At 70.6% G+C, this 22,843-nt stretch carries 28 protein-coding genes and 1 pseudogene; 1 reads left to right on the top strand and 28 read right to left on the bottom strand.

Annotated elements, in window-relative coordinates; all coding sequences use genetic code 11:
• Nucleotides 1–114: 114 nt before the first annotated feature.
• The 6 genes from AC4OXY_RS13970 to AC4OXY_RS13945 form a co-directional block, all read right to left on the bottom strand.
• Nucleotides 115–807: a hypothetical protein gene (locus AC4OXY_RS13970; protein WP_362616840.1), complete on the bottom strand. Its 693-nt coding sequence runs from the start codon at nucleotides 805–807 to the stop codon at nucleotides 115–117.
• 847 nt (nucleotides 808–1,654) lie between these two features.
• A complete protein-coding gene (locus AC4OXY_RS13965; RefSeq protein ID WP_491994003.1) occupies nucleotides 1,655–1,828 on the bottom strand; it encodes a hypothetical protein in 174 nt (57 codons plus the stop codon).
• A gap of 82 nt (nucleotides 1,829–1,910) precedes the next feature.
• A complete protein-coding gene (locus AC4OXY_RS13960) occupies nucleotides 1,911–2,240 on the bottom strand; it encodes an esterase (protein WP_362616838.1) in 330 nt (109 codons plus the stop codon).
• A gap of 92 nt (nucleotides 2,241–2,332) precedes the next feature.
• Nucleotides 2,333–2,545, bottom strand: coding sequence for a hypothetical protein (locus AC4OXY_RS13955; RefSeq protein WP_362616837.1), 213 nt, complete (start codon nucleotides 2,543–2,545; stop codon nucleotides 2,333–2,335).
• Between the two features lie 52 nt (nucleotides 2,546–2,597).
• Nucleotides 2,598–2,870, bottom strand: coding sequence for a hypothetical protein (locus AC4OXY_RS13950; protein ID WP_362616835.1), 273 nt, complete (start codon nucleotides 2,868–2,870; stop codon nucleotides 2,598–2,600).
• A gap of 107 nt (nucleotides 2,871–2,977) precedes the next feature.
• Nucleotides 2,978–3,325, bottom strand: coding sequence for an SPDY domain-containing protein (locus tag AC4OXY_RS13945; RefSeq protein ID WP_362616833.1), 348 nt, complete (start codon nucleotides 3,323–3,325; stop codon nucleotides 2,978–2,980).
• Between the two features lie 219 nt (nucleotides 3,326–3,544).
• Between AC4OXY_RS13945 and AC4OXY_RS13940 the strand changes: the two genes are divergently transcribed.
• Nucleotides 3,545–3,811, top strand: coding sequence for a hypothetical protein (locus AC4OXY_RS13940; RefSeq protein WP_362616832.1), 267 nt, complete (start codon nucleotides 3,545–3,547; stop codon nucleotides 3,809–3,811).
• A 100-nt stretch (nucleotides 3,812–3,911) separates the two neighbouring features.
• Here AC4OXY_RS13940 and AC4OXY_RS13935 read toward each other — a convergent pair whose 3' ends face one another.
• From AC4OXY_RS13935 to AC4OXY_RS13830, 22 genes and pseudogenes are all read right to left on the bottom strand, one after another.
• On the bottom strand, nucleotides 3,912–4,100 hold the full coding sequence (locus tag AC4OXY_RS13935; protein ID WP_362616831.1) for a hypothetical protein: 189 nt from the start codon (nucleotides 4,098–4,100) through the stop codon (nucleotides 3,912–3,914).
• 12 nt (nucleotides 4,101–4,112) lie between these two features.
• Complete coding sequence (locus tag AC4OXY_RS13930; protein WP_362616829.1) at nucleotides 4,113–4,781, bottom strand: hypothetical protein; 669 nt, start codon at nucleotides 4,779–4,781, stop codon at nucleotides 4,113–4,115.
• Entirely contained in the window at nucleotides 4,778–5,266 is a 489-nt protein-coding gene (locus tag AC4OXY_RS13925; protein WP_362616827.1) for a hypothetical protein, read from the bottom strand. Before AC4OXY_RS13925 ends, AC4OXY_RS13930 begins: the two co-directional genes overlap by 4 nt.
• Nucleotides 5,263–6,030 carry a glycosyl hydrolase gene (locus AC4OXY_RS13920; protein ID WP_362616825.1) on the bottom strand — a complete coding sequence of 256 codons (768 nt, stop codon included), beginning with the start codon at nucleotides 6,028–6,030 and terminating at the stop codon, nucleotides 5,263–5,265. Before AC4OXY_RS13920 ends, AC4OXY_RS13925 begins: the two co-directional genes overlap by 4 nt.
• On the bottom strand, nucleotides 6,027–6,623 hold the full coding sequence (locus AC4OXY_RS13915; protein WP_362616824.1) for a DUF4913 domain-containing protein: 597 nt from the start codon (nucleotides 6,621–6,623) through the stop codon (nucleotides 6,027–6,029). Before AC4OXY_RS13915 ends, AC4OXY_RS13920 begins: the two co-directional genes overlap by 4 nt.
• Before the next feature lie 151 nt (nucleotides 6,624–6,774).
• Nucleotides 6,775–7,668 (bottom strand): DNA cytosine methyltransferase, encoded by an 894-nt coding sequence (locus AC4OXY_RS13910; RefSeq protein WP_491994600.1) that lies wholly within the window; start codon nucleotides 7,666–7,668, stop codon nucleotides 6,775–6,777.
• 121 nt (nucleotides 7,669–7,789) lie between these two features.
• Nucleotides 7,790–7,951: pseudogene (locus AC4OXY_RS13905) on the bottom strand (DNA cytosine methyltransferase); the annotation flags it as partial.
• A 22-nt stretch (nucleotides 7,952–7,973) separates the two neighbouring features.
• Nucleotides 7,974–8,153 (bottom strand): hypothetical protein, encoded by a 180-nt coding sequence (locus AC4OXY_RS13900; RefSeq protein ID WP_362616814.1) that lies wholly within the window; start codon nucleotides 8,151–8,153, stop codon nucleotides 7,974–7,976.
• A gap of 56 nt (nucleotides 8,154–8,209) precedes the next feature.
• The gene (locus AC4OXY_RS13895; protein WP_362616813.1) at nucleotides 8,210–9,382 is read right to left on the bottom strand and encodes a DnaB-like helicase N-terminal domain-containing protein; all 1,173 of its coding nucleotides are present in this window, start codon (nucleotides 9,380–9,382) and stop codon (nucleotides 8,210–8,212) included.
• Complete coding sequence (locus tag AC4OXY_RS13890) at nucleotides 9,379–9,669, bottom strand: hypothetical protein (RefSeq protein WP_362616812.1); 291 nt, start codon at nucleotides 9,667–9,669, stop codon at nucleotides 9,379–9,381. The genes AC4OXY_RS13895 and AC4OXY_RS13890 overlap by 4 nt, the downstream gene beginning before the upstream one ends.
• Nucleotides 9,666–11,453 (bottom strand): type IV secretory system conjugative DNA transfer family protein, encoded by a 1,788-nt coding sequence (locus AC4OXY_RS13885; protein ID WP_362616810.1) that lies wholly within the window; start codon nucleotides 11,451–11,453, stop codon nucleotides 9,666–9,668. The genes AC4OXY_RS13890 and AC4OXY_RS13885 overlap by 4 nt, the downstream gene beginning before the upstream one ends.
• A 105-nt stretch (nucleotides 11,454–11,558) precedes the next feature.
• Complete coding sequence (locus tag AC4OXY_RS13880) at nucleotides 11,559–12,236, bottom strand: hypothetical protein (protein ID WP_362616808.1); 678 nt, start codon at nucleotides 12,234–12,236, stop codon at nucleotides 11,559–11,561.
• 99 nt (nucleotides 12,237–12,335) lie between these two features.
• Nucleotides 12,336–13,613, bottom strand: a complete 1,278-nt coding sequence (locus AC4OXY_RS13875) for a hypothetical protein (RefSeq protein ID WP_491994002.1) — start codon at nucleotides 13,611–13,613, stop codon at nucleotides 12,336–12,338.
• A 194-nt stretch (nucleotides 13,614–13,807) separates the two neighbouring features.
• Nucleotides 13,808–14,305 (bottom strand): hypothetical protein, encoded by a 498-nt coding sequence (locus AC4OXY_RS13870; protein ID WP_362616804.1) that lies wholly within the window; start codon nucleotides 14,303–14,305, stop codon nucleotides 13,808–13,810.
• Nucleotides 14,306–14,331: 26 nt separating this feature from the next.
• Nucleotides 14,332–15,105, bottom strand: coding sequence for a hypothetical protein (locus tag AC4OXY_RS13865; RefSeq protein ID WP_362616802.1), 774 nt, complete (start codon nucleotides 15,103–15,105; stop codon nucleotides 14,332–14,334).
• Between the two features lie 97 nt (nucleotides 15,106–15,202).
• Complete coding sequence (locus AC4OXY_RS13860) at nucleotides 15,203–16,348, bottom strand: hypothetical protein (RefSeq protein ID WP_362616801.1); 1,146 nt, start codon at nucleotides 16,346–16,348, stop codon at nucleotides 15,203–15,205.
• A gap of 140 nt (nucleotides 16,349–16,488) precedes the next feature.
• Nucleotides 16,489–17,187: a hypothetical protein gene (locus AC4OXY_RS13855; protein WP_362616799.1), complete on the bottom strand. Its 699-nt coding sequence runs from the start codon at nucleotides 17,185–17,187 to the stop codon at nucleotides 16,489–16,491.
• Between the two features lie 28 nt (nucleotides 17,188–17,215).
• Nucleotides 17,216–17,728, bottom strand: a complete 513-nt coding sequence (locus AC4OXY_RS13850; protein ID WP_362616797.1) for a hypothetical protein — start codon at nucleotides 17,726–17,728, stop codon at nucleotides 17,216–17,218.
• Entirely contained in the window at nucleotides 17,725–19,296 is a 1,572-nt protein-coding gene (locus AC4OXY_RS13845) for a putative type IV secretion/conjugal transfer ATPase (protein ID WP_491994001.1), read from the bottom strand. The genes AC4OXY_RS13850 and AC4OXY_RS13845 overlap by 4 nt, the downstream gene beginning before the upstream one ends.
• A gap of 27 nt (nucleotides 19,297–19,323) precedes the next feature.
• Nucleotides 19,324–19,776, bottom strand: coding sequence for a DUF6238 family protein (locus tag AC4OXY_RS13840; protein WP_362616788.1), 453 nt, complete (start codon nucleotides 19,774–19,776; stop codon nucleotides 19,324–19,326).
• Nucleotides 19,777–19,810: 34 nt separating this feature from the next.
• Entirely contained in the window at nucleotides 19,811–21,283 is a 1,473-nt protein-coding gene (locus AC4OXY_RS13835; protein ID WP_491994000.1) for an SCO6880 family protein, read from the bottom strand.
• Between the two features lie 143 nt (nucleotides 21,284–21,426).
• Complete coding sequence (locus AC4OXY_RS13830; RefSeq protein WP_491993999.1) at nucleotides 21,427–22,821, bottom strand: SCO6881 family protein; 1,395 nt, start codon at nucleotides 22,819–22,821, stop codon at nucleotides 21,427–21,429.
• Nucleotides 22,822–22,843 lie beyond the last annotated feature (22 nt).

Genomic DNA, 22,843 nt, shown 5'->3' with positions numbered 1-22,843 from the left:
CAGCCGCACAACAGGCGGTCACCACAGTCCAGCGGCGACGGCGGTTCAGCCGAGAGCCGACAGTGGCGTCAGCCAACTCGTCAGGTGCCTCGCCGGAATCTGCCCGCGAGTGCCTCACGAGGCCGAGCCCTCGGCTATGACCTTCGCGGACCGCTCAAGGGTCTTCTGCGCAGTGGCACGCACCTGAGCCAGAGCTTCCTGGTTCTTCTCAATCAACTCCTTCTGGATGGCCGACTCCATCGCGACCCAGGTGCCGATGAGGTTCGTCTTCTGCTTGCAGGCGACATCGGTCTTCGCCATCTCGATCTCAGCGGCCGACGATGAGTCGGCCAGTCGGTCCCTGAGTGGCTCCAAAGGGGTCTGAAAACTGTAGCCGTGCTTCTTCATGCAGGTTGACCAGGAACGGAATACCGCCGTCACCTGCGGCGTGGACATGGACTGCTGGAAACTGGCGTCATTGATATTCTCGGGAAGCCGTTCCTGTAATCCCTTGCCGAGTTTCCGCTCCGCCTCTCCGGAACACCCGTGAGAGGGGATCTCCTGTCCCTTGTAGCTTTTCGGAGCCGGACCGCTGCTGCCAGGCTGCGGTGTGTCGCCGAGGAACACGCTCGATTCAGCGTCGCTCATCGGCTGCGTGCTGGCGGGTGCGGCCGGTACCATATCGGGCGCGGGATGATAACCGTAGCGTGCAGCAGTTTCGGTGTCGGAGACCCCATAACGACGGACCATGTTCGCTGCGTCACCCTTGGGGTCTGCGGGCGATTTCCACGACGCGCCGACAGCGTAGTCGAAACCGAAACGTGCCATACATTGCCGCACGAGAAGTTTTGACGCGTAGAGAATCTGCGAATGCTCATCGTTCTTTAACAGATAGTCCTCGATGGGCAGTGAGATCGATGCTGTGGACGACAGAGACGGAGTCGCAGTAGGTGATGCGTGTGGTGCCGCAAGGTTGTCTCCGGGACTTTTCTCTGAAGTGGTGGGCGAACCACAGCCACTGACTGCGGTCAAAACCCCGACAGCACTCAGCGCAAGCACGGCAGCCGAGCGATATATTCCCCTACTGGTCACTCTCGTCCCTTACCTTTTCACGCCGCAAGCGGCTGTGGGCGCCGCGGCACATCGTTTTACCGGTGCGATCAATCAGAGCAATTTAGGTCTGAGTAAGCGCTTTCAAATAGACGCGGCATGTACTCTGCCAGACGCTGAGGATTGTTTCCCGGCTCGCGGAGCCAGCATTCATCTACCTACGCCGACCGCTGGAGGGCTGAAATTCTTGGCACGCCTCGCCCCCATGCATGGATGCGAAGGACTGATGCCTATGCGGGTTCAAACGGCAGCGGACTGTGCTGGCTTCTGGATCTGACGGTCCGTGGAACGGCCGATGTCGTCGGAATTCCGACGCAGGGATTTCCCGGCACTGTAGAAAACGTCATCGCGGAACACTCGCCCTCCCCCTGGCGCTGCCAAATAGTAAGCCAGCGGTAAGACCGTACGGCACTGCATCAGGTACGCGTCAACGAATTACAAAAGGGATCTTTGTGTGCAAGTGGAGCCTTTGTGTGGGCCTTGCGTGAGGCAAATGCTGACTAATTGACGCACACCAGGCAGTCGATTCAGGCAAATCTTTAGCAAGGTTGACGCCAAGAATTCCTCATGAATTGTCACGTAGCGTGACCGCAGGCGTTGGTTGGCCCCGGTTTGAGGATGCCGTATGCTTGCGGGCTTCGAGCTTGATCAAGCGGTTGTATTCCTTGCTGGCGGCACTGGTGATGCCGGTCTCGATATGCAGATTTACATCTGTCCCACGTCCTTCGATCACCCGCACCTTGAGAACATGCAGTGAGCCTGCGGGCGTACGGCAAGGCCGCCCCTGCCGGTTGGCGTGGGGCGGCCTTCTGCGGTTGTGGTCAGACCTCGGCGAGGCGGTTGGAGAGGTCCAGGGCGGCGGTGGCGACCGCGAGGGCGGTGCACAGGCCGGTCACCTCGTAGAGGGTGGGGCGGACCAGGCGCGGCCAGTTGTCGGGGGCGGCGGGCCAGGAGGCGAGGAGGACCTCGGTGGTGGCCAGGCCGAGGTGGGCGGTGACGTCCCAGCCCGCCCGGGAGGCGGGCTCCCAGTGCAGGCGGATGCGGCCGAGCGGGAGTCTGGGGGTGCCCGCCGGGAGCCAGGAGACGTCGAGCGGTCCCTCCGGGAGGGCGGAGACGCGCTGGACCAGTGCGCCGCGCACTCCCGACGGCATGGGCCGCACGGCGAGGGCGTGCAGCGGGCGGGCGGCGAAAGGGTGGAGTCGCGGTGAGATTGGGGCCTCCTGGGCGGGGTTGGTACGGCGGGTCAGGCCCAGGCGAGGGCATCGCGCACAGTTGCCGGGAGGTAGCCCTCCTGGCCGTCCTCGGCGATGAACGCCATGCCGTCGCCCACGACGACGTCGGTGCCGAGGTAGTGCGCGAAGGGCCAGTCGGGGTTGACGGCCAGGCGGATCGGCAGGTCGGGGTCGAGGTTCTGAAGTTGGCGGAGCAGGTGGCCGACGGTCAGGTGGTGGGGCACGGGAACCTCCGAGAGCGGGATGGGCGGGTGGAGCGGTGTTGGTGGTGGAGCGTCAGCGGGCGTCGAGGCGGAGCAGGTCGCGCAGGACCTTCGGGCCGGTCGGGTCCGGCTTGGGGTGGCTGGCGCGGTGCCGCCTGAGGGACTCGTTGACGTAGCCCTTGCCGGGGTTCTTCATCTGCCAGTCGCCGCACGAGCAGATGGCCTGCGTGTAGGCGCGGCCGGGGCAGTCGGGGTGGAGCGGCTTGCCAGAGGTGGTGTGCTTGTGCTCAGCCGGGCAGCCGGTGCCGTCGGCGTGGTGGTTAGTCAGCGGCGCACGGTGAGTCAAGGAGTGTTCCTCTCGATTTGGTGGGGGCCGGTCAGTCCGGCATGCGAGCCGACCGGCGGCGGGGCGGTGCGTGCGGCGGTCCGGAGGGAGGCCAGCTGCCGGGCGGTTCAGCGGCTGGGGTTGGCGATGAGCGCGGCGAGGAAACCGGCCACCGCCTCGGAAGGGGTGTAGGGGCCGAACTCCTGGATCCAGGGCTCGGTGTCGGCGGGGATGACTCGGACCTGCCAGACGATGCCGCGCTTCCAGGCAGCGGTGTCCTCGGGGAGCCAGCCGACGTAGACGCGGCCGTCCGGGCTGGTGCAGTGCACGTTGGCCTCCGGCGTGTCGACGATTGCCCAGCCGAGTGCGCCAAGCAGTTCGAGTACTGGGCCGGCGCAGTGGTCGCTGGAGAGCCAGGCGCGTTCCTCCACGGTGGGGCGGACGACGGCGGGCAGGAGGGTGCTGGAGGCGTTCACGAGTGGACGTTCCCTTCGTTGACCTGCGGTTTTCCCGACGCCCGTACGTTGACATGGGGTGTGCCGAAGTACGTAGTCGTTTCCCGGAAGGTGCTGTCTGCCGTGGGCGAACTGGCAGCCGAGGGTGCGAGACCGGCGGGCCGGGGAATGGGTCGGCGCGGCCGGTTGACGTAACTCGGTTGCGGCGCAGGGCCGTACGGAGCCGAAGGGGCGGCAGGCGTGGGGGACTCGAGCAGACACTGGGCCGGTGCCGGGCTGGAACGCAAGATCCGCAGTGCAGGGCGGCCGTGGACGGTGGGCGACATCGCGATGGTGGCCGACGGCCAGTGGGCCGTGGACACCCAGGCCGAGGGGCAGCGTGACGCGGAAGCCGTGGTGGAGCGTCGGATCGCGGACGGGCGGTGCGTCGAGCTGACGTTGGCGGAGCTGGCCCGCGCGACGGGCTCCCGGTTCGGGGAGACCCATCGCAACGAAGACGCGGACTGACCGGTCACCGTCGGGGCATGGTCACGGCCACCGTCGCGCCGATAGCGGCCGACGGGGCGGGCTGATCCGGTGGTTGGCCCAGGGCGTGCGGTGCGTGCGGTTAGCGGGCGACAGCGGCCTGGGCCAGGCGCACCGCCGATGCCCGGTTCGCGGTCACGGCGGTGACGCGGAGTCCGACGGGCTCAAGAAGCTCGATCGCCAACCGGGCGGCGCGGGTCAGCTCGCGGTGCGACTCGTCGCGATCGCCGGCGGCCTCGGCGACCAAGTGCGCTCCGGGCCGCTTCGCCATGTCATGGGAAGTTCATTCGGCCGACTCCATCCGGGCGAGCAGGGAGCGCACCAGCGTGGGCAGGTTGTTGGGGCCCTCGCCGATCCAGACGTGATCGGTTGCCTCGCCGAGGACGTACGCGGCGTCTTCGAGCAGGCCGTTGGAGATCTCCGTGCAGGCGTCGGTGATTCGGGAGGCGGCGAGCAGGGACCGCGAGAGCACCTCGACGTAGTCGCCGGGGCTGAGGCCGGCAGCCTCAGCGGCTGTGCGGATGGCGGCCAGCTCCAGCGCGCTGAACGCGAAGTCGAACTCGTCGTCCTGCTCCGCCGGCGAGGGGGCGGCGAAGGCCGGGTCCGGCGGCTCGGCGGGGATGCCGACATGCGTGCAGATCTGGTCCACGGAGGCGGTCAGCTCGGCAAGAGACTCGGTGAGCCAGCCGAGCGCGGAAGCGTACGACGCCAGGGTGAACAGACCGGCGGGGGTGGAGGGAAGCGGCTCCTCGATGACGAACTCTTCGAGCCGGTCGTTCAGTTCGCTTATCACCCGGGGGCCGGCGGACAGCGCGCCGAGAACGGGATGCAGGTAGGAGCGGCTGGCGGAGGTGGGGTACTCGGTCGTCAGGACCCCGGAGACGCTCTGCGCGGCGTCAGTGAGCAGCCCGGCCAGTTCGGTGCGGGCCAGGTGCGTACGGTCGGCGGTCATCGCATAGGGGCCTTTCGGGAGACGGCGGGCGCGGTGGGGCTGGCTGCCGCCGGTGCGGTGGCCGGGAGGGGCGCGGTCGGGTCGAACGCGTGGAGGGATCGGGAGCGGGCTGCCTGGACTCGGGCCTCGGCCGCCGCGTCGGTGTCGGCGGGCCGGTTGAGGCCGGTGCGGTTGGTGCGGAGCTGGGCTGTGCGGTAGACCGCGTAGTCCTCCCGGGCACCGGCCGCGACGAGGTAGATCTCGCGTTTGTGGGTCGAGGTGGGCGGGGCCGGGCGGAACTGGATGACCATCCGGTAGGAGACGGCCGGGTCGACGTAGACCTTGTGGAAGCCCGCGAGGCGGCCGGTCAGCGGCAGGCAGTCGTCGCTGCCGTGGACCAGGTTCTGCAGTTCCAGCAGTGCCAGGTCGCGGATTTCGTCGGGGAGTTGGCGCAGGTCCGCGATGGCGTCCGGGTGGGCGGCGAAGGCGAAGCGGGCGCGGCTCACCTCGGCCTCCGAGGGTTCGGGCGTTGGGCCGTTCCTGCCGACGGCACGTTGCCCGTGTCGAGGCCGGCTTTCGGGATCGCGGAGGCACCCGCTGACCGGGTGAGGGCGGCGCGGGTCAGCCGGGCGGCGGCCTCACCGCGGTAGTCCGGGGGCTGCGGCAGCGGACTGCCGCGGTCTTCCAGCCAGTGCCGGGCGGCGGCCTCATCTGCGAAGGCGCCCTCGCGCATCGTGTACGTGTGGGCGTCATGGTTCGCCTCTTCGAGGAAGACACGAATCGGTGCCTGAGTGGCGTTGGAGTCACGGGTCAACGTCCACGTTTCGCACGGGGCGAAGTCCGAGGTCCGGCTGTCGAGGACCTTGTAGCGAGAGCCTGACTCCCGGATCTGCTTTTCGATCCAGAGGGTGAGATCGTCGGCGGGGTTTATGGAGTCCCTGCCGGCCTGGGCGATCCGCTCGGGCGGGCAGCCACGCTCGATCAGCCAGTTCTGGGCGAAGGCCAGACCGGCGTGGTTCGCGGTCTCGAAGGTGAACGTGCGCTCGCGCAGATCCCGCGTGATCTTGATGGCAACGAGCTGTGGTTCACCGGGGACGTCCCAGGTCATGGCCCTGTCGTGGGCGACGAGGTAGCTGTGCGCCCCCTCCGGGGTGGTGTGGTGCTCGGCCAGCACGGTCAGGTCTCCGGCCCACAAGCTGCTTTCGGCGAGTTGGGAGGCGGTGTCGGCAGGGTCGAAATCGTCGAGGCGGAAGTCGAGTTCGGACGTCACTGGGTGGCTCCCGTCAGCTCGGGCGCCGGGGTGGCCAGCACCCGGTGGTTGGGCCGGGTCGGGCTCGTCGTGCACGCGGCGAAGGGGCCGTCGGGGGCTCGGAGATGAACCAGGGCCTGGTCAAGGTGGTCGCGGTGCCACGTGGAGGGACCGGAAAGGCCGGCCTCGGCGTCAGTGAGCTGCTGCCAGGCGAGCCAGAGGGCGTGCAGCCGGGCAACGGCCTCGGGGTGCTCGTGCCACCGGTCGCACCAGGGCCGGGTGGTGCTGATCTCCCGTCCGTAGACGGGCAGGAACAGGTAGTTCACCCAGTCGCTGAGCGCGGCCAGCTCGACGGCGTACGCCTCGCCGCCCAGGGCGAGGATGAACACCGAGGCCGGGACGTCGGCCTTGTCGGCGCCGACAGCGCCTGCGGTGGGCGTGTCTGCGGTGGGCTGAGGGGTGGAGACGGGCTCGGAGCCGAGGCGGTCCAGGATGACACCGTGCTGGCGTACCTCCGCCATGGTCTTGGCGAGGGTGCTGGCGAGATCGTCGAGATCGCCGTCAGGAATGCGGAACGGCTCGGGCTCGGGGGTGGCCTTGCTGGGGTCGGACATGGCGGATCCAAGGGAGTGAGCGAGCGGGGCGGGGGCGAAGTGCGGCGCGCTCTTCTGGAGGTCACGGCGGTGCTCCCTTCGCAGGTCGGCATGGGCAAGAGGATGCGGAGATTCCGCGATTTGGTACGGCCGGGAAAACCGGATAGGGGCCCTACGGCGCGGTACAGCGGGGGCAGCGCGGGAAGGGCGGTGCCAGCAACTGCACGGCTCGGGCGGCCTGTTGGGGGACCACGCCGTTGCCGAGCGCGGTGAGCTGAGCCGGTCGGCCGAGACCCGGAGTGGCGGTCACCCAGCCAGGAGCCAGGCCTTGCATCCACTCCACGAAGTCGGCGCGCAGGCGTCCGGCAGCGTCGGTGGGCGGCGGCGCGGGGCGGGTGAGGTTCTCCCATCGGGCGATGGCGGAGGCGTACGCTCCCCATCGCCCGTCGGTTCCTCGGCTTCCGCGGCCGCCTCCGCGCACAGCGGCAGGACTACCGAAATCAGGGGCGGTCGCCAGACCTTGCCCGGACGGCGGCCAGGAGTGATGGTGTCGCTCGCCCTCGGGGTGGGCAGCAGCGACGCTGCCGCGCTCGGCAGCGTCATGTCCCCGTTGCCGTGCCGTTGGTTTGGCGAGCCCTTGATCCCGTCCCATGCCTTCGGCGTGGGCAGCAGCCACTCCACCTCGTCGGCCAGGTTCGGTCCGTGGCCGCCGCTCTTCCTCTTCGACGGGTGCTGGGAGCCGCCGTTCTTGCCGATGTTGCTCGTCGGGGTCTTGAACAGGGTGCCCGGCGGGCCAGGCGGTGAGGAAGGTCCGCTCACGACGATGGGGTGCTCCGACGTCGGAGGCACGAAGCACGAGCCACCTTGCGTCGTACCGGAGATCGGCCAGGGAGCCGAGTACGGCACCAAGTGCCCGCATAGGACGCTGGGTTGGGTCGTCTCCCAGACACCACGGGCAGAATTCCACGTCGCCAGGGGAACCGGCGGGCGAGGTGAGGAGACCTCGGACATTCTCGATCACCACCAAGCAGGGGCGGAGGGCTTCGACTGCACGGGCGACGTGCAGCCACAGCCCCGAGCGGGTGTAGGGGTTGAGCCCGGCCCGGCGGCCAGCGACGGAGACGTCTTTGACAAGGGAAGCCGGCCGTTAGGACGCACACCCGGGGCACATCGGCCCAGTTGACGGCGGTGATGTCCTGCAGATTGGGCACGCCGGGCCAGTGCCGGGCCAGGATGCGCGCGGCCTCGGGGTTGATCTCGGCGTGCCAGGCCAGGGTGCCGCCGAGCGCGGCTTGAACCCCTAGGTCCAGGCCGCCGTACCCAGAGCAGAGCGAGCCGATCAACGGCATTCGTGCGGTGGTGGTTTCCATGTCACCGGCCACGTGTGATTCGGTCCGAGGGCTTTCCGAGTTCGGAGATCTGGCGTGCGACGGCGACGGCATCGGGTGAGCGGTGGGGGGCTTCGGGCACCGGCAATTTGCCGCGCTGGGCGTCGAAGGCGGAGGCCGTGGCGCGCAGGGCCAAGGCGTCGGAGATGGGGGTGTTGTCCACGGTGCGTTCCAGAGGTAGGGACAGTCGGATGGGCTGGGATGGTGGATGAGGACGGTTCAGCCATGGGTGCGCGAGGGCGGTCGCGCGGCTGATGGCGTGAAGGCAGGGCCTGGGCATTCCGAGGGCCGTACGGCCGGTCGTGGTGTGCTGCGGGCGAGGGCGGCGTGGACCCGCGCCGTCGGGGGCCGCTCGGCCGGCGACGCGTTCGGCGGCGGCGCCGGAGCGGGGTGCCCGTTGGCGGCCTGCCAGCGGGCGTGCACCTCGTCGAGAGGCCCGAGCGCGTGCAGGGCATGGCTGATGAGCCTCCCGGGGGCCAGGGTCTCGTTCTCAGCCAGGGCGCGGATGGCGCGGGCGGAGGTGGCGGCCGTGCGGGCGACGGAGGAGCGCATGATCTGCTCGCCGAGCCACTCGGCGCTGCCGGCGCCGACGCCGTCGCAGATGGCGGTGAGCTGTTCGGTGGTCAGCGCGCCGTCGGCGAGCAGACCGCGCCGCTGGGCTTCCCACAGCACGGTGATCCGGTCGATGGGCTCGCCGCGGTGGTGCAGTGCGCCCAGGCAGCGATAGAGCTGGCCGTGGGCCGGGTCGGCGAAGTCGCCCGGTCGCAGCCAGCCGACGACCTCGTCCATCGCCTTCGGCCGCTCGACCAGGACCGCCAGCAGGAACTGCTCGTCCTCGGCGACCTGTTCCGCCCGTACGGGCGGCGGCGCGACGGGTGCTGTGGAGGCCGGCGTGGCCGGGGCGACCGGGCGCGGTTCGGACCCCCAGCGGCGCGCGAGGTCCCCGAGCACCCCGGCCAGGACGTCCGCATGGTGCAGTGCTCCCTCCACCTCGCCTTGGAGGGCGTCAGCGCGGGCTGCCTGGTGGAGGCGGATCGCATGCTCGGTCACGCTGCGGTGGATCGCTCCCTCCAGCACCATCCGGCCGTACACCGGGGCATGCTCGGGGCGCGGGCAGACCGAGATCAGGATGTGGGCGTATGCGGCGGTCAGCCCCCGGACGTGGTGGCTGGCCTCTTCGACCGCGTCGGTCACCCAGGACAGCGGCACCGGTTCCTCGGTCGCCACGGCGGGGTGGCCGTCGGTCCGGAGCTTGCGCAGGGCGGCGAACAGCGCCTGGTGGACCGGCCGGTAGAAGTGATCCGGCGCGAGCCAGTCGAGGTGTGCGAGTTGGCCGGGGTCGAGCAGCACCGAGCCGAGCGCCGCCTGCTCGGCACTCAGCAGAGCGTTCATCGCTGCCGCCCGGGGCGGGGAGTCGGCGGGTCGTCCTGCTGGGAGCGGAGATCGGCGATGGTCTGGTCGGCGGCGGCCATCGCGGCGGCGAAGCGGTCCAGCTCGCCGTTGAACGTCGGATCGGTGGCGAGGATCGAGCCGGAACCGGTGACCAGCCACCACTGGCCGCCGTGCCGGACGACCGGTGACCGGGCGAGGCGTTCGGACCGCGCCAGAGGGGAGGATGGAGTGCGCGGGGACACGAGGCCGGCGCCGAGCGAGAGCACCTTGAGCGTCGGGGCGCTCATGCCGAAAGCCCGAAGTCGTCCCGGCCCAGGGACTTGGCGATGGCCCGCTCGGTGATGGCCTTCGTCGCGCGGGCCGAGGCCGGTCCGACCACCTTGGCGGCGGGCTCCTTGTACCAGGGCCGCAGGTCGAGCATCGCCACCCGGATGCCGGTGGCGAGCAGCAGCGCCTTCCCCTTGGGGAGCGCGCGGATCCCGTCGGGGGGCAGGATGCGCTCGGTGCGCATGCTCACCGAGGTGGACTTGCCTCCGTCGCTGGTCGACACGGACGTGGTCTGCACGTCGTGGTCACCGACCTGCTTGCTCAGACGGTCGGCGAAGTCGGCGTCGTCGATACCACTTCCGATGATCTTGATCGTGGCGGCGGACCAGAGTGCGTCCATGCCTGCCTCGCCCCAACACCGCTGGCCCTGCCGGTAGGACTGCAGGATCGTCATCGGGATCACGCCCCGTGAGCCCAGATGGCTGTAAAGATCGGGGAGATCGGAGATCTTGCACACGTTGGCGGCCTCGTCGAGGACGCACAGGGCGGGCGGGTCGAGCCGCCCGCCGGAGCGCTCGGCGACGACCACCGCCGCTCGCATCACCGCGTCGGCCGCTGCCGCGATGATCGCCGATGCCGAGCCGCCGCCGTCCTTGCTGAGCAGGTACAACGTGTCACGGGAGGTGGCGAAGGCGGAGGGTTTGAACTCGGGAAGTTGCTTGTCGGGTGTGACCCAGGCGGCGATGTCCGGGTCGAGCAGGCAGCTCGCGTACTGCCGCGCGGTCTCATAGATGCCGTCCCGCGTTTCCGTGGCCCCGCTGACGGTGCCCTGGAGTTGGGCGGCGACCGCCTCGTGGCCGGCATCGGTGAGCAGGTCCACCGGCGTGCGGTCTGCAGGGGAGGCGAGCCAGGCCAGGACATCGGTGATCGGGCGCCGGTGGCTGGCGGCGGCCAGGAACAGTGCGCCCAGCGTGTTGCTCGCGGCGGTGGACCAGAAGTCGGCGCCGCTGGATTCGTCGACGCTGGCGGCGACGAAGTGCCCGGCCAAACGTTTCGCCCCGGCCAGGTCGCGGGCGTCGGCCAGGATGTCCCACCACATCTCGCGCGGGTGGTGGGCGATCTGCTGCGGGTCGAGCGTCCAGATCGTGCCGGCCTCGGCGCGGGCGTCCACTGTCGCGGTGAAGGCGTCGTTCGCCGCCTTGTTCGAGGTGAGCAGTACCGGGCCGGGAGCGGCGAGGATTGCGGGGATCGCCAGCCCGGACGTCTTGCCGGAGCGCGGGGCCATGATCGCGACGATCACGTCCTCCCAGGAGGCGCGGACCTCGGCTCGGCCCGGGGAGTGCGTGCCCACGAGGATCCCGCGGTCGGCGGGAGCGACCTCGTTCGGTTTGAGACTGGACAGGCTCGGCCGCAGGCTCTTCGCCTTGGCGGTGATCTCCTTGTCCATCAGAGGGGCGAGATCCTGCTTGCGGGCGAGGCCGTTCTTCGCACCGCCGCGCAGCCGCAGCCACACCACCAGGCCGGTGATGGTGAGGCAGACGGAGAGCAGGCCGGGGACGAGCCGCGCGCCGATCAGCAGGGCGGTGGGGCTCAGGTGCGGCCACAGTGCGTCGGGGTGCAGCAGCGCGTCGGTGGCCTTGAACGGCGCCCAGGGGCCGGTGCCGACGAGAGCGTTGGTGAGGTTGCCGGTCAGCCAGGCGAGGGAGCCGAAGACGATGGCGGCGCCGAGGATGCCGAACAGAAGGTAGAGGAGCGCGTCGGAACCGGTGGTGGTCGACGGCGCGTTGGTACGCGGGGCGGGCATGGCGGATCCAAGGAGGGAGAGCGGACAAGGCGAGGCGGGGCGCGCGGCGCTCTTCTGCTGGTCATCGGGGCAGCTCCTGTTCCGGGAAGGGGGCGGTGGTCGAGGTCATCGGGTGCGCGGCGACCGGGGCGGTGGGGCGCTGGCAGGTGGTTCGGACGTCGCGTCGGCGGAGGGCGCGGTCCGCTGGCTGGCGGCGTGCGGGGAGAAGGCGCGGGCGGCTCGGTGCCGGTCCGCTTCCGGGTTCTGGACGGCGGAAGGTTGGGTATCCGCGACCGCGTCGTCGCCGAGAACGGCGCTGAGCATTTCCCTGGTCCGCAGGGCAGGCACCTCGTCGCGGTACTTGGGGTCGCTGAGTTCCACGGGGCACGCGGCGATCATGTCCTCGGCGACCTCTAGCTCCTCCTGGACGTCCCGCAGCATGCGGGTGGCGGCGGCCAGCCGTGTCCACGTCTCGAAGGTTGGGTTGTGGTGCGGGTTCTCGAAGGTCAGGCGGGCTCGGGTCCAGTCGGCTGCTGCGGCCACGAGTTCGGTCAGCTGCGGGAGGGCTCCGACCAGGGCTCCGTTGACTTCCTCGATGATTCCGGCGACCTCATGGGGAGTTGCTGTCTCGGTGAGCCGGGCGATCATCCCCGGGACGGAGTACGGGTCGGCCGACGGGTGGGGCAGGCGTCGGACGTGCAGGGGAGTGTCGGAGCCGGACGCCTCGCCGCCGTGGGCAAGCCGGATGTTGTGCTGCATCGCGGCGCCGATGGCCTCGCCGATGCTCGGGTAGAACTCGGGCACTGTTCCTCCTCGGTCGTGGTGTTGGATCGGTGCCGGGTAGGTGGGAAGCAGGCGCAGAGCGTGCTCCCCACTCGGCCGGATGGCAGGAGGGCGTCGGGATCAGAGGGTCCGTGGGCTGGAAACCTGCGGCGGACGTACGGCTGTACCGACCCCTGGAGACGGAGTTCCGAGCGCCGAAGACGCCTTGGCCTTGTCCACTGCGGGCGATGTGGCGAGGGCCGCGTTTCGGGCGTCGGGCGGAGCGGGGGACTGCGTCTGTGCCTCGGCGCGGTCCTGCTGCGCGTAGCCGACACTGTGCAATTCGTGTCCCGCTCCAATGAGTTCGCACTGCGCTGCGCTGACGAACTCTGCAGCGAAGCCGAACCGGTCGGCGAGCGCATACGCCTCGTCGTCGAGGTCGGTGATCTGTTCCCCTGCCGTCTCCAGCGCTTCCTGGATGCGTTCCAGGACGCCGTGCTCGGGATGAAGGAGGTGATCGACCGCCTGCGCAAGGCCAGCAGCGTTCTCGGCGGCCTTGATCTGGTCGGTCAGCCGCAGGACTTCCACTCCGGCGGTGTAGAGCGCGAGAGGGTTGGCCGGAGTGGTCAAGCAACTCGTGTCGAGGTCGGGGTCCAGGCGGACGCTGTACCGGGCGGCGCGGAGCATCTCGGCTGCGTGTGAGGCGATGGCAACGCGCTGAGCCTGCGGGGTGGTGGTCGCCAGGCGGTGGCGGCGGCCGTACCAGTCCTCGATCTGCTGGAAACCGGCGTGCTTGAGGAGCGTGGCGGACAGGTCGTCGCTGGCGCCCTTCGCCGAGACGCTGCCGCTGGGCTCTGTGCTGATGGTGATGTAGGGGGCAGGCACGTGGGTCTCCTGGGCGCGGAGTGTTGGGCGTGGGGCCGGGGGCAGGTGGCCGAGTTCGGTGGCGATGCGGTGGCACTCGGTCTGGAGGTGGAAGGCGTCGCGGTAGGCGTGGTGGACGCCGCCGTCCTCGCGGGCGAGGGTGGCCACGACGTGCACCAAGCGGGCCTGGTTGCGCACGGCGATCCACCGGCAGGCGTCCGGATCGCCCTCCGGGGCGATGCCGGTGGCCGCCACCACCCGGCGGGCAACCACGGCCCACTGTGAGTCGGTCAGGTCGGGGTGCCGGGGATCGGAGCGGACCGAGCAGACCCACACCGGCTGCTCGGGCGCTCGGGCCCCGAGGCGCTCGACGGGTGCGTCGAGGGCGTGGGCCAGGTACGCCAGCGCGTCGGGCTGGGCGAGCACCTCGATCGGGGCGCCGTGGCCGTCCCCCACGATCAAGCGGGGGTTGGTGTGGTTGCCGCGCTCGCCCGGCCCGTACAGATACGCGAGCAGGCTGGCGGTGTGGCTGGCGCGCTGCAGGTGGGCGATCACGGCGTCTACCTCGAAGGGGAGTGGTGAACGGGAGCCCGGGGTGGCCGGGCCGTCGGGGAGAGAGGATCCGCGGAATCCGCGATTTGGCCCGGCCGGAGATGGGTGATAGACGCCTGAGGTCAGCGCAGCATGGGGTATCCACATCACTGGCAGGGCGAGCGATCCGGTGTCCCGCCGAAGCGGGGCACTGGGCGTCAGAAGTGGGGGTTCTCGGTGGGCCGGTCGGCTCCGGTGGCCGCCTCGAGCAACTCGGTCAGGTCGCCGGGCTCGGAGGAGCGTTGATCAATCCACCAGCCGGCGCGGGTGATCGTGCGAGCCGCCTCCTCGATCTCCTCCCACTCCGCCTCGCTGGTCTCGCCATCGAGGACCAGAGTGGTGTACGCGGCAGCCAGGAGCTGATGACGGCAGCGCACGCCCCAGGCGACGGCGCGCTCGCGGCCTTCGAGGGGCGGCATTCGGTACTGTTCCGACCAGGCTTCGGACTCGGCCTGCTCTGCGGCGCGCTTGGCCTCCAGCCATGCGGCCTTGTCCTGCTCGTCGCCCTCCTTCGTGGCCCGCCAACAGTCGGTGCACTCCTGCTTGGCGAGCCACTCGGCGAACCCCGCGCGACGGTCGGCCGCCCGGTCGGACAGGTCTCGCTCAGCCTGGTGCCCACAGGAATGGGTGATCTGCCAAATGGTCTTCACGGCCATGGGAACTGCTCCTTACGGGAGTTGGGTCAGCGGTTGCGGGAGAACGCGATGCGCGGGTCCACCGGGCGGGCCGCCGGGCCGGAGGCGGCGGGCGCGGCAACCGGCGCCTTACCCGGCAGGCCGGCGCGGGCGAGACTGGCGGCGAGCGCGGCGGCGCTGATGGGGAACTTGTGAGTGGTGAAGCCCTGGCTGCGCTGGTGGCGCGCTGCCGTCGTGTGCGCGGGTGAGCGGCGCGCGGCTACGTCTTGGGCGAGAAGGGGCTGCACCGCCACTTGGAGGTCGGATCGGTGCATCGCCTGCGTGGCGGTGGCGACCTTGCCGAGTGCCCCGCTGCGGTCGGTGGTGATGGGCAGCGTGTAGATGTCCAGGCTCGGGTTATGCCGCCAGCCGTGCTCTTCCAGGAGGAGTCGGCCGCCGAGAGCGGAGGAACCGTCGGCGGTGGCGGCGACCACGCCGAGCTGCGGATGCTCGGCGAACGCGACGTCCGGCTCAACGCGCGGGGGCCGGTCACGGGCGGGCGCTGGTTCGGAGGCCAGCGAGGGGTCGAACGCGGCGTCCACGTCAACCCGGTAGCCGGCCTTGCGCAGCAGCGCGACGGCCCGGGTAGCGCGGCCCTGCCCATCACGCTGCTGGTTGGCCAGCGAGTACAGGCTGGGGTGGTCGGGGACGGGGTGGAAGTCGAATCCCTTCAACACCCAGGCACTTGCGGCCAGATGCTTCGGGGTGGAGGCGACGATGCCGAAGTCGGGGTGGCGGCCGACCGCGACGTCGGGAAGCAGGTCGTGCTCGGGGGCGGGCATGGCGGATCCATCCGGTTCGCGCAGAGGAAGAGGGGCGGTCGAGGTCGGGGATGGTTCTGCTGGTGCGGGACACGGCGGGCTCCAGGCTGGGCAGCGGTCAGCGACCGGGTGCGGACGAGGGTCGGGCGGGAGGCGGGGAGGGACGTACCGCTGAAGCTGACGGCAGCGCGGCTGGGGTCGTGCGCCGTGCGGTCGGCGAGACCGCGAGAGCGGCGGTGACTCGGGGCGCCGCCGGTTCCTCCGGGGCGACCCGGTCCACTCGGGCCCGGACCCTGTCGGGGTGGCCGGTGTGCCGGTCGGCCAGCTCGCCGCGCATGGACCGAATCTCCAACGCGTAGGAGTCGAGCTTCTTGGTGATGTAACGCAGCCGGTTCGCGTAGTGGGGATCGGCGGGTTCGCCCAGGCCCTCCCACCAGTCGGCCGTCGTGTTGAAGAACTCCACGACCCGCTGGAGAACGCCGTCACCGGGAGCGGTCAGCTCGCTCAGTGCGGCGACGGCCTCGCTCGTATGCGCCGCCGACTGGATGGACTGGGTCAGGTGGCCGATCCGGTCGCCGAGGCTGAGCCCGTGATCGCCAGGGGGCGGCAGGCCGGGGTCGAGCAGGTCGGGATCGCACGAGACGTCGAAGCCCTCGGCCTGAAGCATGTCGAAGGCCCGGGTCACCATCTGCCGCTGCTCGACCAGGTCGGTCATGGCGGAGGGCAGTCGGTGGAAGCGCTCGCGGAACAGCACGACGGGGACGAAGCCCGCACGGTGGAGAACCGCGTCGGCAGCGCTCTCCTGGGCAGGTCGCCACAGTTCCGGTCGGGGCGGCACGCCGAGCTGATCCAGGCGCGTGTCGATAGCAGCGAGCAGGCGGGGGATGCTGCCGCCATGCCGGGCGTGAGGACCGTCGGGCTCCGAGTCGTAGATCACTTCGTGGAGCGTGGAGTCGTCGGGATGCCCGCGCGTCACCAACCAGCTCTCGGGATACCCGGGCGGGTGGTCGGTAGGCGGTTCCTGGGGCGGAGAGATGATCAGGGCGCTGCCGTCGGGGAGTTCGGCGTGGACGATGTAGTCGCTGAGGCCGTACTCGACAGTGCAAGCCAGGCCGCGTTGCCGAAGCGGCGTGGTCAAGTGGCCGTACGGGTGCTCATGCTCCGACGTGCCGGCGGCGGCTTCCTGGACGAAGGATTCGCTGGTGCGCGCAGTGATGCGTGTGCCCTCGCGTTGGAGCGTGACCAGGGTCTGATCGGGGCGCATGGGGCTTCTCCGTGGTCGGCCGTCCCCAGCGGTCGACGGCGGGAAGCCGCAGCCGCGCGGGGGCGGGTGGGGGTAGTGGTGTTCGTTGAGGATCCGGTGATCGGGCGGTTTGGCCTCGCCGGAAGTTGGCGCTAGAGCTGTCAGCGCGAGCGGCGCGCGGCAGGGGGGTCCGGCGTTGCCGAGGCCGACGGCGAAGTGGCAGAGGCACCGCGCTGGCCGGAGGCGGATCGGGCCAGGGCCGCCTGGACGCGCCCGGTGTGTGCAGACAGGTCGGCGCCGATCCGGTCGGTCAGGTGATCGGCAGCCCTGGCCAACGCCGCCCCGCTGTAGCTGAGTTCGTCGGCGTAGTGCCAGCCTTCGGAGTTGCGGATCTCGCGGGCTTGTTTCTCGTAGAGCTCCCGCGACCCGGGCATGGACCCCTCCATGAGCGCGATGACCTGATCCCACTCGCGGCGGATCTCGCCTGCTCGTTCCAGTACGGAGTCGATTCCCCGAAGGCGCAGCAGGTCGGCGCTGATCGGGCCGTCAAGGTAGTCGGCTGGTTGCACGGCGGCCCGGACGCCAGTGAGGACTTCGGGGCCGTGGGTCAGGAAGGTCTCGACGTGTTCCCAGGCGGCGGCGTCCCGGGCCAGCTTGCCGTCGGCGTAGCCGGTTTCATCGACGGGCCAGCCGTCCTCGTCGCAGTACGAGTCGGAGACCGCGTCCCACTGGTCCGAAGCCTGCGTGATGCCGTCGGCGGCGGAGGCCAGGGCCTGGATGCGCGTCCGCCATGTCGCCCGCTCGCCGGCATCTTGCGGCTGGCGGTCAGGGGTGGCGGCGGAGTCGGGGGAGGTGGGCATGGTCGTTCCTCGTTTCTATACGGGTACCTCACCGGGAACGCGGCAGCGAGCGCGTGACGGATGGTGGGACCGGAGCAGGAGCGTCGCTCTGCTGGCCGGGGGAAGTTCCCCGGGTCGGCGCCGCTGGCGAGAGGCGGGCCGCTGCTGCTTGGTGCGACCGGGAGCGGATCTCGTGGTCGACGTTCTCCGGGACGAGATGCAGTTCCTCGCCGAGGTCGGTCAGCCGGGAGGCGATGGCGTCCAACTTGGACGCGCTGCTTGGGGCACCGTGGGTGCGACACCACTCGGAGGCGATTTCGAGCATCTGATGCAGGCGGGCCACCGCGCCGAAGTCCTCCGTAACGGCCTGGTGGAACAGGTCGGTGAACTTCTCGGTCGGGGCTGTAGCGAGGCGGTCGTTCCCGTCAGTTGCCGGTGCGCCGCTGTCCGGACTCGCGGCCGGGCCGGTCGTTGGGTGGCGCTGGAGCGGCGCGGCGTCCTCGACCGCACCGAGACCAGGGACGAGCCCGGACCGGGAACCCGCGACCCCGCAGGGGCTCACTGCCGCGCCTCCTTGTGTAGCGTAAGAACTGAGAAATCGTCAGTTGCGGTGAACTCGACGCTTTTTGCATGCATCCGGGCGTCCGTGTCGAACAGCTCGCGCTCGGCCGGATGCAGGATGTGCTGGGTGATGAAGCTCCGACCTGCGACTTTCCACAGGCCCCGGCCCTTGGTCAGGGCGGACACGGCCTGGGTTTCGACACCGGTCAGGCCGAGCAGCGACGCGGCGGCGGCGAGTTGGTCGGGCTCCTGGCGGTAGATGATGCGGGTGGAGCAGTCGGCGAGGAGGCCCTCGGCCAGGACCCGGCCGCGTGAGCCGGCGTCGCCCGCGCTCAGCAGATCGCTGAGGCGGTGGATGACCATCAGGTTGGCGATGCCGAGACCGCGGCTGAGCTTCCACTGGCTCTGCATGCGCTCCAGCAGGCCGACGTGCCTCATCACGCGCCATGCCTCGTCGTAGATCACCCAGCGTCGGCCGCCGTCCGGGTCGGCGAGCGCGGACTCCATCCAGGCGCTCGCGCAGGTCATAGCCAGGACCAGCGCGGTGTCGTCGCCCGAGCCGCCGAGGCGGGATAGGTCGATGGACAGCATCGGGGTGGTCGGGTCGAAGGCCACGGTCGAGGGCGCGTCGAACATGCCGCTCAAGTCGCCGTGGACCAGACGGCGCAGGGCATGCGCGAGGTCCTGCGCGGCGGGCCCCATGTGCCCGGCGTGGTCGCCGAGAGCCCGGTCGAGGAGCTCGGCCGAGCCGAGGGTGTGCGCGATCTCGCCGAGCAGCGGCACGGTGCCGCCTGCCTCGGCCTCGGCGACGACCAGGTCCAGCGCGAGATCCAGGGCCGTGTGTTCCATCGGCTGGAGATCGCGCTTCAGCACGGTGCGCGCGAGGCCGGCCAGGAGCAGGAGACGGCGCTTGCGGACCTCGGCCGACCAGTCGTCCTCGCTCACCGAGGCGGGCCGGGCCGGAGCATCCAGAGGGTTCAGCCTGCCCGGGAGCCCTGGGCCCAGCGCGATGCTGTAGCCGCCGAGAGCCTGCGCGACGGCCGTCCACTCGCCCTTGGGGTCGCAGGGCACGTAGACCCGGTAGCCGTGGGCGATTGCCCTGGTGGCTATGGACTTGGCCAGCGCGGACTTGCCCATGCCGATGATCCCGGCCAGGACCGCGTTGGGGTTGGTGAAGCCCTCGATCCGGCCGCTGCTGTACAGCGAGAACGGGTCGTAGCAGAACGCGGCCTCCGCGTGGACGTCGCGGCCGATGAAGATGCCCTCCGCGCCCAGTCCGCCCTCGGCGAGGAAGGGATAGGCCGCGGACACGGTGGCGGTGGTCATCCGGTGGGCGGGCAGGCTGAGCTTGCCGCCGCGTGCCGAGGAGGAGCCGGGGCGTCCGGACGGCGGGTAGGTCGGCCGCAGCTCCGGGTCGAGGGCCTCCTCGTCGCGGCGTGTGGGCGGGGCTTCGGCGAGGCGGGCCTGGCGTCGGGCCGCGGCGAAACCGGCGCGGGCGGCGCGTTGCTCGGCGCGTGATGCTTTGTGGGGGATGAACAGGTGGGAGGCGCTGGCGCGGGTGCGGGGCATGAACGGTTCTCCAGACGGATGGCAGGATCAGTGGCGGACGAGGCCGGTGAATGGAGCGTGGAGGTCGGCCGGGGTGGTGCGGCGTCGGACCAGGTGAGCGCTGCGCTGGTGGCGCTGGCAGATGGTCAGCTCCGGTGCGCCTTCTGGCAGGCCGACCTGGCACGCTTCGCGGTCGGGGACCTCGCCGGAGCCGGGTCGGGGGGCCGCGTGGTAGGCGGCGTGGACGTGGTCGGCGGCCTGCCAGATCCGGGTGCGGGCGGTGCTGAGCTGGTCGCCTTCGATCGGCACGAGCCGGCCTGTGCGGGCGGCGTGTGCGTCGAGCAGGCCGTGCAGCGAGACGAGGTGGGCGTGCAGGGCGTCCAACTCGGCGCGGGTGGTGACGAGGGGACCGCCTGGCACGTTGAGCGCGCGGTGGAAGTCGAGCGCGGCGGTGGCGAAGGGCACGAAGTCCTGCGCGGTCGGGCTGGCGGTGCGGGACATGGGGGTGCTCTTTCGGAGGGGAGATGGGCCGGCATCAGGCGGCGAGGGCGAGCGGCATGGCGGCGGCGGTGAACGCTTCGGCCTGCTGCCAGGTGAGCGGCCTGAGGTCGAGCTGGGCGCCGACCGCCGCGGTCTCCACGACCGCGCAGGCGGAACGAAGCTCCTCCTCGGAGTCGGCCGAGACGGTCAGCAGGCCGGTCAGGGCGACATCGGCGTGGCCCGCGATGAGCTGGCGCTCACGGGACTTGATGTCCTGGTACTCGATGGAGTCCGCTTCGGAGTCGACCTGGCCGCGCCGTGCTCGCTCGGCGGCGTCCGCGATCACGCTGGCCTTCTTGCGCTGGACATCGCGCAGGGCGGCGTCCAGCCCCTTCGGCTCGTACGACAGCGAGAGCGTGCGTCGGACCCCGGCGGTGAACAGCAGCTGGTGCAGGAAGCCCGCCGACGTCTCGGTGCGGGGCCAGTTCTCCACCCAGTACGTGGAGTGGACGGCGGAGTCGGTCGCGATGTGGTCCGACTTCTCGACGACCACGACCGGACCGGCGGCGGCGGGGTCAGCCTCGGGGCGCCCGGAGGAGGACCAACGGTCCAGTGGGGCAAGCGCCTTGGGGTCGTATGCCGTTCGTACGACTGCCGCGATCTCGTGGGCGGTGAGCCAGCCGGTGGGGTTGAGCCCGGCGGTGCGCGCGGCCTGGTCGAAGGTCGAGGTCAACTGCGCCAGGACGCTGAAGGATCCGGTCAGACCGCCACCGGCCTGGTTGATCAGCCGCCTGGCGGCCTTGGCGTCCAGCGAGACCGCGACGTACGCCTCGTGCGGAGCCGCCGCCGGGCCCGCATTCTGGATCAGCTCGCTGTAGACCTGGCCGGCCACCGGGGCATCGGGCTGGCCGTGCTCCTCCCAGTACCGGCGCAGGGCGTCGCCGGAGTCCGGCACGGTGCGCTCGATCACCTGGATCCGGGCGACCTGACCGGTGCGGGCCAGCGCGGCGAGGGCACGCCCCCAGCCGTTGACGTTGGCGTTTTGGGTGCCCGGGTCGAGCAGCGCGTAGGCGCGGGAGGACACCTTGACGACGGCAGTCAACGTGCCGGTGTGGGGGTTGTGGACCGCCCCGTACCGGCGGTCGGGCGCGGTGACCACGCGCAGGCTGGCTGCGGTACCGGGCAGGTGGAGGAGTCCTTCGCGGACCGGGCGGCGGGAGGGCCGGGCGAGCCAGATCAACTGGCCCCGCATCCGGCGCAGCGCGTACCGGGTGACGATCGGAGCCCAGTCGGCCAGGGCCCGGCCTCGGTAGCGGACGAAGACGAGCAGGGCGATGGCAGCCCACAACGGGATGAGTTCGAGAGCGCCGACCACACCACGGGCGAGGATCACGGCGAGCAGGAGCAGGCCGGTGAGGCTCACGACGATCAGCTGCGGCGCGGTCAGGCCGAGCAGGATGCCGCGCCTGCTGCGGTGCGGGAACTTCACGGTGGCCGTGGTGGCTTCGGCCTGGGGGTTGTCAGACATGGCGGTTCCAGACAGTGGGAGTGGGCGGGAAGGGGCGGAAGGCGCGGCGCTCTTCTGGAGGTCATCGCAGGACTCCGTCTCGGGTGGTCGGGGGGAAGGGGGGCGGGCTGGAGGGACGCAGCCCGCCCCTGGGGGGTGGTGGGTCAGGACCCGGACGGCGGCTGGTTGGGGTAGACCCAGCTCGTCGGAGTCGGGGAGCCGGTCGCCGACGGACCGGTGGAGAGCGGCGGCGGTGCGCCGGGACCGCTGGGCGACACGGCACCTGCGCGGGTCAAGCTGCTGCCCGGAGTCGACGCACCAGCGGGCTGGGCGGCGGAGGGAGCAACCCCCTCAGAGCCTCCTGCTTCGGTGTCGGCAGGCCGTGTGATCAGCGCAGGGATGCCGGGGCGCTGGATCAGCGCGCGGCCCTTGTCGCCGGAGGCGTTCGGGTCCTCGCCGTACCGGAAAGTGGTCCGCGGCTTCGGGGGGCCGGCGTCGATGCCCTCCTTGCTCAGATTGCCGCCGGTGGGGTTGATGCCGGAGGCGACCCCGTCGCTGCCCGCGCCGGGGACCCGGCTCGGCCCCTGCGGAGCGGGAGTGCCGGTGCTGGCCTGCAGCGCGAGGCTGCCCGCGGTCTTCGCGGCGCCTGCGGCGACCGCCATGCCGGCGACGCCGGTACGGTGCAGGTCGTCGTGTCCGCCGCCGTCACTCGCCCAGTGGACGAACTTGTAGGTGGCGTAGGGGCAGAGGAGGACCAGGAGCATCACGACGATGCCGGCCATTGCGTCGGACAGGGCGGCCATTCCGTCCTTGGCGTCGGACTTGCCCATGGCCGAGACGCCGATCAGGAAGACCACGGTCATCAGCAGTTTTGACACGACGAGGGTGGCGGTGGCTTCGGTCCAGCCCCTCCGCCAGCGTTTGGCGACCTCCCAGCCGCCGCCGGATCCGGCGAAGACCGCGAGGGCGACCATGATCAGGACGCCGACCTTGCGGGCGACCATCACGCCCCAGTACATGAAGGCGCCGATCGCGCAGCCGAGGGCGACCAGGGCTGGGACGCCCCAGCCGAGGCCGTACATCGGCCCCAACTCGTTGACCTTGATGACGCGGCGGATCGCGTCGTCCACTGAGCTGTTGGCTGCTTGGAACAGGCCGTCGGACAGGGCGTCGACCACCGTGATGGCTACGGACGTGAAGGCGGCGGCACAGAAGGAGAAGAGGACGCCGGTCATCGTGCCGATCGCGGCTTGAGCGAGGGCGCGTTCGTCCCGTCGCCAGGCCGCGAACATCAACTGGATGCAGAACGTGCCGACGGTCAGGGCGAGGCCGATGGGCAACAGCAGCTCGTAGTTGTCCCGGAACCATCCGGCGTTGAGATCGATGGCGGTGGTTTCGTTGACGGCCTTGGCGGCGAGGTCGGCCGCGCTGGCGGCCAGCTCACCCGCAGACTTCGCGATCCACGCCCCGATGCCGTCGGTGACGGACCCAGCGGGGTTCGTGGCGAAGTCGACGGCGCCGCAGACCTTGTCCATCAGCGGAAAGTCGCAGACTCCCATGGCGATACCTCCTTTCTGGGGC

This window comes from Streptomyces sp. HUAS MG56 (assembly GCF_058673395.1).
This window is presented reverse-complemented; position numbering and strand designations above follow the sequence as displayed.

Coding starts and splice junctions, on each gene's coding strand:
- AC4OXY_RS13970 (WP_362616840.1), bottom strand. CDS start 807: ATGGCACGTTTCGGTTTCGACTACGCTGTCGGCGCGTCGTGGAAATCG.
- AC4OXY_RS13960 (WP_362616838.1), bottom strand. CDS start 2,240: ATGCCGTCGGGAGTGCGCGGCGCACTGGTCCAGCGCGTCTCCGCCCTC.
- AC4OXY_RS13935 (WP_362616831.1), bottom strand. CDS start 4,100: ATGGCGAAGCGGCCCGGAGCGCACTTGGTCGCCGAGGCCGCCGGCGAT.
- AC4OXY_RS13930 (WP_362616829.1), bottom strand. CDS start 4,781: ATGACCGCCGACCGTACGCACCTGGCCCGCACCGAACTGGCCGGGCTG.
- AC4OXY_RS13915 (WP_362616824.1), bottom strand. CDS start 6,623: ATGTCCGACCCCAGCAAGGCCACCCCCGAGCCCGAGCCGTTCCGCATT.
- AC4OXY_RS13895 (WP_362616813.1), bottom strand. CDS start 9,382: ATGAACGCTCTGCTGAGTGCCGAGCAGGCGGCGCTCGGCTCGGTGCTG.
- AC4OXY_RS13890 (WP_362616812.1), bottom strand. CDS start 9,669: ATGAGCGCCCCGACGCTCAAGGTGCTCTCGCTCGGCGCCGGCCTCGTG.
- AC4OXY_RS13885 (WP_362616810.1), bottom strand. CDS start 11,453: ATGCCCGCCCCGCGTACCAACGCGCCGTCGACCACCACCGGTTCCGAC.
- AC4OXY_RS13870 (WP_362616804.1), bottom strand. CDS start 14,305: ATGGCCGTGAAGACCATTTGGCAGATCACCCATTCCTGTGGGCACCAG.
- AC4OXY_RS13865 (WP_362616802.1), bottom strand. CDS start 15,105: ATGCCCGCCCCCGAGCACGACCTGCTTCCCGACGTCGCGGTCGGCCGC.
- AC4OXY_RS13860 (WP_362616801.1), bottom strand. CDS start 16,348: ATGCGCCCCGATCAGACCCTGGTCACGCTCCAACGCGAGGGCACACGC.
- AC4OXY_RS13855 (WP_362616799.1), bottom strand. CDS start 17,187: ATGCCCACCTCCCCCGACTCCGCCGCCACCCCTGACCGCCAGCCGCAA.
- AC4OXY_RS13845 (WP_491994001.1), bottom strand. CDS start 19,296: ATGCCCCGCACCCGCGCCAGCGCCTCCCACCTGTTCATCCCCCACAAA.
- AC4OXY_RS13840 (WP_362616788.1), bottom strand. CDS start 19,776: ATGTCCCGCACCGCCAGCCCGACCGCGCAGGACTTCGTGCCCTTCGCC.
- AC4OXY_RS13835 (WP_491994000.1), bottom strand. CDS start 21,283: ATGTCTGACAACCCCCAGGCCGAAGCCACCACGGCCACCGTGAAGTTC.
- AC4OXY_RS13830 (WP_491993999.1), bottom strand. CDS start 22,821: ATGGGAGTCTGCGACTTTCCGCTGATGGACAAGGTCTGCGGCGCCGTC.